7 protein-coding genes are annotated in these 7,584 nt (G+C 73.2%); 4 read left to right on the top strand and 3 right to left on the bottom strand.

Annotated elements, in window-relative coordinates:
* Positions 1 to 155: 155 nt before the first annotated feature.
* Positions 156 to 1,307 (bottom strand): right-handed parallel beta-helix repeat-containing protein, encoded by a 1,152-nt coding sequence (locus tag ACFW3D_RS30670; protein WP_500509547.1) that lies wholly within the window; start codon positions 1,305 to 1,307, stop codon positions 156 to 158.
* Positions 1,308 to 1,537: 230 nt separating this feature from the next.
* Between ACFW3D_RS30670 and ACFW3D_RS30665 the strand changes: the two genes are divergently transcribed.
* On the top strand, positions 1,538 to 1,948 hold the full coding sequence (locus tag ACFW3D_RS30665; RefSeq protein WP_500509544.1) for a DUF3662 domain-containing protein: 411 nt from the start codon (positions 1,538 to 1,540) through the stop codon (positions 1,946 to 1,948).
* Between the two features lie 32 nt (positions 1,949 to 1,980).
* Here the strand turns inward: ACFW3D_RS30665 and ACFW3D_RS30660 are convergent, their stop codons facing one another.
* Both ACFW3D_RS30660 and ACFW3D_RS30655 read right to left on the bottom strand, forming a co-directional pair.
* Positions 1,981 to 2,451 carry a winged helix-turn-helix transcriptional regulator gene (locus ACFW3D_RS30660; protein WP_500509541.1) on the bottom strand — a complete coding sequence of 157 codons (471 nt, stop codon included), beginning with the start codon at positions 2,449 to 2,451 and terminating at the stop codon, positions 1,981 to 1,983.
* A 77-nt stretch (positions 2,452 to 2,528) separates the two neighbouring features.
* Positions 2,529 to 3,248: an SDR family oxidoreductase gene (locus tag ACFW3D_RS30655; protein WP_500509538.1), complete on the bottom strand. Its 720-nt coding sequence runs from the start codon at positions 3,246 to 3,248 to the stop codon at positions 2,529 to 2,531.
* Positions 3,249 to 3,370: 122 nt separating this feature from the next.
* On the opposite strand from ACFW3D_RS30655, the gene ACFW3D_RS30650 reads away from it, so the two are divergent.
* The 3 genes from ACFW3D_RS30650 to ACFW3D_RS30640 all read left to right on the top strand — a co-directional run bounded on the left by ACFW3D_RS30650 (position 3,371) and on the right by ACFW3D_RS30640 (position 7,469).
* Positions 3,371 to 3,934: a GNAT family N-acetyltransferase gene (locus tag ACFW3D_RS30650; protein WP_500509534.1), complete on the top strand. Its 564-nt coding sequence runs from the start codon at positions 3,371 to 3,373 to the stop codon at positions 3,932 to 3,934.
* Between the two features lie 58 nt (positions 3,935 to 3,992).
* Complete coding sequence (locus ACFW3D_RS30645; RefSeq protein WP_500509532.1) at positions 3,993 to 4,958, top strand: WGR domain-containing protein; 966 nt, start codon at positions 3,993 to 3,995, stop codon at positions 4,956 to 4,958.
* Positions 4,959 to 5,051: 93 nt separating this feature from the next.
* The gene (locus ACFW3D_RS30640; protein ID WP_500509530.1) at positions 5,052 to 7,469 is read left to right on the top strand and encodes a SpoIIE family protein phosphatase; all 2,418 of its coding nucleotides are present in this window, start codon (positions 5,052 to 5,054) and stop codon (positions 7,467 to 7,469) included.
* Positions 7,470 to 7,584: the final 115 nt, after the last annotated feature.

Here is a 7,584-nt window from a genome sequence, read left to right as displayed (position 1 = left end):
CGGCGGCCGCGCGGGGTAGCACCCCGGACTACCAGGTGACCCGGCTGACGCCCCGGGCGGGGCCGGTCCCGGCGCCGCCGGGACCGCCGCCGGACCCGCCGATGTGGGCCCGGGCGGTCTTCCGTCGTCTGTCGGGGCTCTGAGGTCGCCGGACGTCAGCTGCTGGGAGCGACGCTGGGCGCGGTGCTCGAGGCACCGCTCGGCGAGCTGTTGACCAGCTGCTTGGGCTCGGTGGTCTCCAGGGTGTTGTTGACGAACGTGTTGCCCTTGCCCTTGAGGTCGCGGTCGGCGAGGTCGGCGGGCTTGTTGCCGCGGGCGACGTTGTCGCGGATGGTGTTCTCGGAGTTGGACGTCCCCACGACGCTGCTGAAGAGCACGATGCCGCCGGACATCGGGGACTTGCCGCTGTTGTCGCGCACGTCGTTGTCGGTCACGACGGTCTTCTCGACGCCCGTGAGCAGGATGCCCGTGCCCTGGATGAACGGCAGGCGGGCGCTCGGCGCGCAGTACTTGTTGTTCCCGGTCACCGTGTTGTGGGTGACGGTCAGCGCGCCGCCGCGCGGGACGCCCTCGTCGCCGACGACGAAGACACCGCCGCAGTTGCCGGTGACCTGGTTGCTCTCCACCGTCACGCCCCGGACGCGGCGCAGACCGATGCCGATCCGGTTCTCCGACACCTTGTTGCCCTCGATGACGGCGCCCTGGGTGTCGAGCGCACCGCCCTCGGTGTCCATGGAGTTGGCGAGGAAGATGCCGGAATCGGCGTTGTTGCGGGCGGTGTTGTCGCGGAAGACGGTGCGGACCGACTTCTCCACGAGGATGCCCTGCACCTTGTTGTCCCGCGCGGTGACCCGGACGACCTGCAGCCCGTCGGCCTGCGTCGCGTGGATGCCGGCCTTCTTGAACCCGGCGACGGTCAGCGACTCCAGCGTCACGTCGGACGCCTTCTTCTGCGCCGTACCGGTGACGCAGACGCCCTCGCCCGCCTTGGCGCAGGCGTTCTCGTCGCGCTTGGCGCTCGGCGAGATGACGGTGCCCGTGCCCGCTCCGCGCAGCGTCAGCCGCGGCGTGCTGATCTGGACGCTCTCGTGGTAGGTGCCGGCCGCGATGTCGATGACCTGGCCGGGCTTGGCGCGGTCCACCGCCGACTGGATGGACTCCCCCGCGCGGACGGAGATCTTCTGCTGCGCGTCCGCGGACTGCGAGGCCGTGGGCTGCGACTCGCCGCCGCACGCGACCGCGCCCCCCACGATGGTCGCCGTGGCGGCCGCCGCGACGACGGCCCTGCGGGACCGACAGAGCTTCATGTGTGTGCACCTGCTTTCCGTGATATGTGATCAGCCGAAAACAGACGCTATGGACGGATCTGACGCCACGCCACTCCAGCGCGCACGGCAGGCGGGTGACGGTGCCCGGATCGGCCGACGGGCCCGGGAGCCACGGGGGCGCCGGGCCCGGCGGCCGGGAATCGACCCGGTACGGCTGATGGGGTGGCCGCGGCGGCATCAGTGCCCGCGCCCCGGGCAGGCGCATCGCCATGGGAGCGCTGACGCGATGGGAACGGGTGATCGAGGGCTGGGAGCGGGCACTGGTGGCGAGGGTGCGCCGCCGGGAGCCGGTGGAACTGCTGGCGGCCCTGCGCCGCGAGTGCGACGCACGGGCTGTGGTGTGCAGTTCGACCCGTGTGGTGGTGCCGAACGTGTACACGGTGGAACTGGCCGACACCCCGCACCGGGAGCTGGTCCCGCACCGGGCCCGGGTGGGGGAGGCCCTGACGGATTCCCTGCTGCGGCACGCCGAGCGGCGCGGCTACGAGTGGGCGGGCCCGGTCACCGTGCGCATCGTCCGGTCCGCCCACGTGCCCAACGGGCGCTACCGGGTGAGCAGCAACCCCATGAGCCGGATCCGTGCGGACGCGCTCACCCGGATCGCGCCCGGGCTGTCGTGAGCCACGCACCCGTGTACGGGTGCGTGCCGCGGTCAGCGTGCGACGCCCTCCGAGGGGGTGAACCGCACGTCCGCGGGCGAGAGCACGGCGCCCGCGTCGTCGACGAAGGCGACGCTGACCGGGCGGCCCTCGGCCGCCGACCGGCGCAGGTGTGCGGGGCCCTGCGCGGGTGTCCGGTGCGTGTCGCCCCACTGCTGGAGCGCCGCGAGGATCAGCCGCAGCTCCTCGCCGGCCGGCGTCAGGTGGTAGCTGTGGCGGGTGCGGCTGCCCGGTTCCCGGTACGGCCGCTTCTCCATGATCCCGTCGTCCACGAGCGAGCCCAGGCGGCCGGTCAGCAGGTCGGGGGCGATGCCCAGCCCCCGGCGGAAGTCCGCGAAGCGCGTCACCCCCCGTATCGCCGCCTCGCGCAGGATGAGGAGCGTCCACTTGTCGCCGACGACCTCGAGGGTCCGCGCGATCGAGCAGACGGTCTCTTCCCCGCCGGTGGCGTTGACGCCGGACATGTCCCCACCCTGCCTCTGACTTTATATTTCCAGTTCAGCCGCCGCCTCGGCGGCGGGTGAGGCGATCCTGTCCGGGGTCAGAGGGACTTCGGCGCGGGCAGGTCGGGGTAGAGCAGTTCGAGACCGCCGGAGAGGGCGGCCCTGACGCCGCGGCTCCGGTCGTCGACGACGACCTCCAGCGCCCGCTGCTCGATGCCGTCCAGGGCCAGGCCCGCCACCCAGGCCGGGTCCACCTTGTCCGAGGGGTCGACGTACCCGGCCATGTCGGTGTCCATGTAGCCCACGTGGAGCGCGGTGACGTCGATCCCGGACGGGGCGAGCTCGCGCCGGACGACGTTGGTCATCGCCAGCTCGGCGGCCTTGGCCGCGCTGTAGCCGCCGTATCCCGGGACATGGATCCAGGACAGGACGGACAGCACGTTGAGGACGGCTCCGCCGCCGTTGGCCGCGATCACGGGCGCGAAGGCGCGCGTGACGCCCAGGGAGCCGAAGAAGTGGGTCTCCATCTCCAGGCGGATGTCGGCCATGTTCCCCTCGGCCAGTCCCACGTGGGTGCTGACGCCCGCGTTGTTGATCACAAGGGTGGCGTCCGAGGCGAGGCGGGCCGCAGCAGTGATCGACTCGGGGTCGGTGATGTCCAGGTGGAGCGGCTCGACGCCCGGAAGGTCGAGGGCGCCGGGGTTGCGGACGCCGGCGTAGACCTTGGCGGCGCCCCGGTCGAGCAGCTGGGTGGCCAGGTGGCGGCCGAGACCGCGGCCCGCGCCGGTCACGACGGCGACGGAGTTCTTGATGTCCATGGGGGCGCTCATTTCCATTGGGCTGGATACGTATCTTCAATCTAGGTCAGCTGAGTACTGAAAGGCAACCCAGATGGGAAATTGCCTTGCCCGGGGCCGCGGCCGCCGTTTGGCTTGGCGGCATGACAGAACTGCGCACCGAACGACTGCTCCTGCGCCGCTGGCGCGACCGCGACCTCGCGCCCTGGGCGGCGATGAACGCCGACCCCGAGGTGCGCGAGCACCTGGGGGAGCCGCTGACCCGGGAGCAGAGCGATGCCTCCGTGGCCCGGTTCCTGGCCGAATTCGACGAGCGCGGCTACGGCTGGTGGGCGGTCGAGGTCCGGGCGACCGGCGAGTTCGCCGGCTTCGCGGGCCTGGACCCGGTGGACGACGGCCTGCCGTTCACGGGGGTGGAGATCGGCTGGCGCCTCGCCCGCGCGGCCTGGGGCAACGGCTACGCCACCGAGGCCGCACGGGCCGTCCTGGCCTTCGGCTTCGGCACCCTCGGCCTTCCGGAGATCCTCGCGGTGACCACGGCCGGCAACCTCCGCTCCCAGGCCGTCATGCGCCGAATCGGCATGACCCGCGACATCGCCGGCGACTTCGACGACCCCGCCGCCCCCGAGGGGCCGCTCCGCCCCAACGTGCTGTACCGGATCGCCGCGGGCGCGCCCGTCGCGGGGGCATTTGGCGACCCGGCCTAGCATGGCCGCCGGGAGCGGCGCGGGGCGTACGGGCGGCGCCGCGGACGGCGGAGGGCCGATGACGAGGTGGCGGCGGTTCGAGTCCCCGGGGGCCGGAGGGCCCGAGTACCGGGAGATCCGCCAGGAGGGGATCCGCTGCTTCCTGCGCTGGGGTCCCGTCGGGGGCAGGGGCAAGGGGAGCACCTCGACGCTCAACGACGAGGAGCACGCCCGGCGCCATGCCGCGCGCAAGGTCGGTGAGTGGTTGCGGAAGGGCTTCACGGAGGTCGACCCGCCGCACGACGCGGCCGGACCGGACCTGGAGGCGAAGGTCCTCGACGTCCTGCGGGCGGGCACCCGGCCGCACGCCCTGCCTTCCGAGTACCTGCCGGTCGAGGGCTTCGAGCAGGTGTACCGCCATGTGCTCGCGCCCGGCCGGCCGGGCGGATTCCACGAGTACGTCCTCCCGCGCGGCGACGGACGCAGCGCGGTCCGCTTCGCCGTACGGGCCGACCGGAGCGACGCGGCGGCGGTTTCCGCCTTCCTGGGCTTCGTCAGCACCCGTCGTGACCTGGCCTTCGACGGGAGCTCGCACCACAAGGTGCCGCTGCCGGAGCCGGTCGGGGCGTTCACCCACGCGTTGTTCTGCGCACCGGCGCTCGGACAGGGCTGTGTCGCGTACCCCGCCATCGCGGACCGCGTCGCCGCCGCCTTCCCGGTCTTCGACTGCGAGATCGCGGACGCGGATCCCGAGGTCCTGGTCGACGCACGGATCCACGGGCACGGCTCGCTGCCATACGCCGACTGGACCCGCCCGCCGCAGCCGGTCGTCGACCTCCGTTTCGACGTCCGGCCGTCCCATTACGGACGGACGCGGACGTTCAAGGTGTTCGGCACGGCCCATCTCGAGGCCCTCATGGCGGCGCTGCCGGGTGCGGACCCCGATAGCTGGCTGGAGGTGCGCTCCTTCCGCGGCGAGACCCGGCGCTTTACCCCTGCCGAGGTCCCGCCGCCCGCCGAGGTGAGCTCCTTCCTGCACGGCTGAGGCGCCCCGGGTGCTTCGGGCGGCGCCCGAGTGGTGACCTCGCCCGCCTGCGCAACACTGGGAACCGGAGGACCGTGACGTGATGGGACGGTCATGGGCACTGGGACATCGCGAGAAGGCGGCGGAGAGCGCGAGGAGCCGGCGGGGCGCACCGCGGCGCGGCTGGTGATCGACGCCCACGGCGCGGTCGTCGCGTGGAGCCCGGAGGCGGAGCGCCTCCTCGGCCACCAGGCGGGTGATGTGCTCGGCCGGCCAGTGATCGACTTGTTCGCGCCGACGCCCGGCACCGGCGGCGAGGACGACCGCGGCGAGGACGGCGGCACCGGGTCCGGGTGCGTCCTCCTCCGGCACCGTGAGGGCCGGACGGTCGCCTGCCGGCCGGCACTGCGGTCCGTACGCGACGACGGGACGGGCCCGCGCCTCACCGTCGACCTGCTCACCGGGGTGCAGGGGCTCACCCCGGACATCGACCGCGCCCTCCTGGAGGCCCTGTTCACACGCTCGCCGATCGGCCTGTTCGTGCTGGACCCGCAGCTCAGGCTGATGCGCTTCAACCCGGCGGCGGAGGGCATGCAGGACCACCGGTCGGAGCTCGCGCTGGGACGGCGGCCCACCGAGGCCTGGCCCGACTTCAGTGCGGAGCTCGCCGAGCGCGTGATGGGCCGGGTGCTCAGGACCGGTGAGGCCGCGATCTCGTTCGAGAAGCGCGGCCGTCCGCCCGGCGACCCCGCCCGGGAGCACGTCTACTCGGCGTCCGCCTTCCGGCTCGAGGCGGAGGACGGCCGCATCCTCGGTGTGGCCGACGCCGTGGTCGACGTCACCGAGCGGCATCTCGCCGAGCAGCGCCTGGCGTTGATGGCCGAGGCGGGCCGTACGATCGGCACCACCCTCGACCCGATCCGCACGGCGCAGGAACTCGCCGAGGTCGCCGTTCCGGTGCTCGCCGACTGCGTGAGCGTGGACCTGCTGGCCCCGCTGCTCGGCGGCGAGGAGATGGCCGCTGGCCCCGTCGAGGACGACACCGGGCTGCGGCGCGCCGCGACCTCCGCCCGCTGCGGCCGGACCGGCGCGTACACCACGGGTGCGGTCAGCACCCACCTGGCGGGTTCACCCGCCCTGCAGGTGCTCGCCGATCACGAGCCGCGCTTGGTCCCCCGGCTCAGCCAGGACAGCGGCTGGAACCGGGAGGACCCCGTGCGCGGCGGCAGGATGCTGGAGGAGCGGGTGCACTCCCTGATGGTGGTGCCGCTGCTGGTCCGCGACTGCGTGCTGGGCCTCGTGACCTTCCACCGCTGGGACCCGGGCCTCGGACCCTTCGACGAGGACGACCTGACGCTCGCCGTCGACCTGGCAGGCCGCGGCGCGATGGCACTGGACAACGCCCACCGCTACGTGCGCGAACGCAACGCCGTACTCGCCCTGCAGCGCGGCATGCTGCCCCAGCGGCTGCCCGCGCCCAGCGCCGTGGAGTGGGCCCACCACCTGGTGCGCTCCGGTGCCGGCGGGGACTGGACGGAGGTCATCCCGCTGCCCGGAGCGAGGGTCGCCCTGGTCAGTGGCAGCACCCCCGGCCGGGGCATGCGCACCGCCGCCACCATGGGCCGGCTGCGCGCGGCCGTGCACACCCTGGCCAACCTGGACCAGGCACCGGACGAGGTCCTCGCCCGTCTCGACGACCTGGTGCGCAACGTCGCCCAGGAGCACGCGGGCGCGGGCTCCGGCTCGCCGGTCGGCGCCACCTGCCTCTACCTCGTCTACGACCCCGTGACCCGGCTGGGCACCATGGCGTCGGCGGGTCATCCGCCGCCGACGGTCGTCCACCCCGACCACACCGTGCGGACCGCGCGGGCCCCCGAGGGAGAGCCCCTCGGCCGCCCGGGGCCGCCGTTCGGGCTGGCCACCCTCGAACTGCCCGAGGGGTGCATGCTGGTGCTCCGCACCCCCGGGCTCCTGCAGAGCCACCCGGAGGGGACCGGACAGGCGGAGTTCGAACGGCTGCTGGCCACACCCTGCGACTCGCCGCAGGACATGAGCCTGCTGCTCACCGACGCCCTGGTCCCCGCGGACCCGGACCGCGACGCCTCGGTGCTGGTGGCCTGCCCCCGGCCCCTCGGCCCCGACTCCGTCGCGACGTGGAACCTGCCGTGCGACCCGGCCGCGGTGGCCACCGCCCGGACGCTGACGACGCGTCAGCTCGCCGCCTGGGCCCTCCAGGAGGAGTGCTTCGCCACCGAACTGATCGTCAGCGAACTGGTCACCAACGCCATCCGGTACGCGGCGCCGCCCATCCAGCTCCGGCTCATCCGCGACCGCGCGCTGACCTGCGAGGTCTCCGACACGAGCAGCGCCGCCCCCTTCCTGCGGCACGCCCGCACCACCGACGAGGGCGGCCGCGGTCTGCTGCTGGTCTCCCAGTTCGCGGAGCGCTGGGGAACCCGCTACCGGGAGCGCGGCAAGACCATCTGGACCGAGCAGACGATCGCCGTCCAGGCAGGTGCAAAGCCGATCTGAATTCTCGTGGGTGGTGGAACCGGCGTCCCCGGGGAAATCCCCGGTTCGTGAGTCGATTTTTTTGCGAAGGCTTTTCGCCGCGTTGTCCCGGATGTGAACAGTGCGGCGTCGACCA

It is taken from the genome of Streptomyces sp. NPDC058864 (genome assembly GCF_042742985.1).
GTDB lineage: Bacteria > Actinomycetota > Actinomycetes > Streptomycetales > Streptomycetaceae > Actinacidiphila.
Note: the sequence above shows the minus strand (reverse complement) of the source record. Positions and strands in the feature narration are given on the sequence as shown.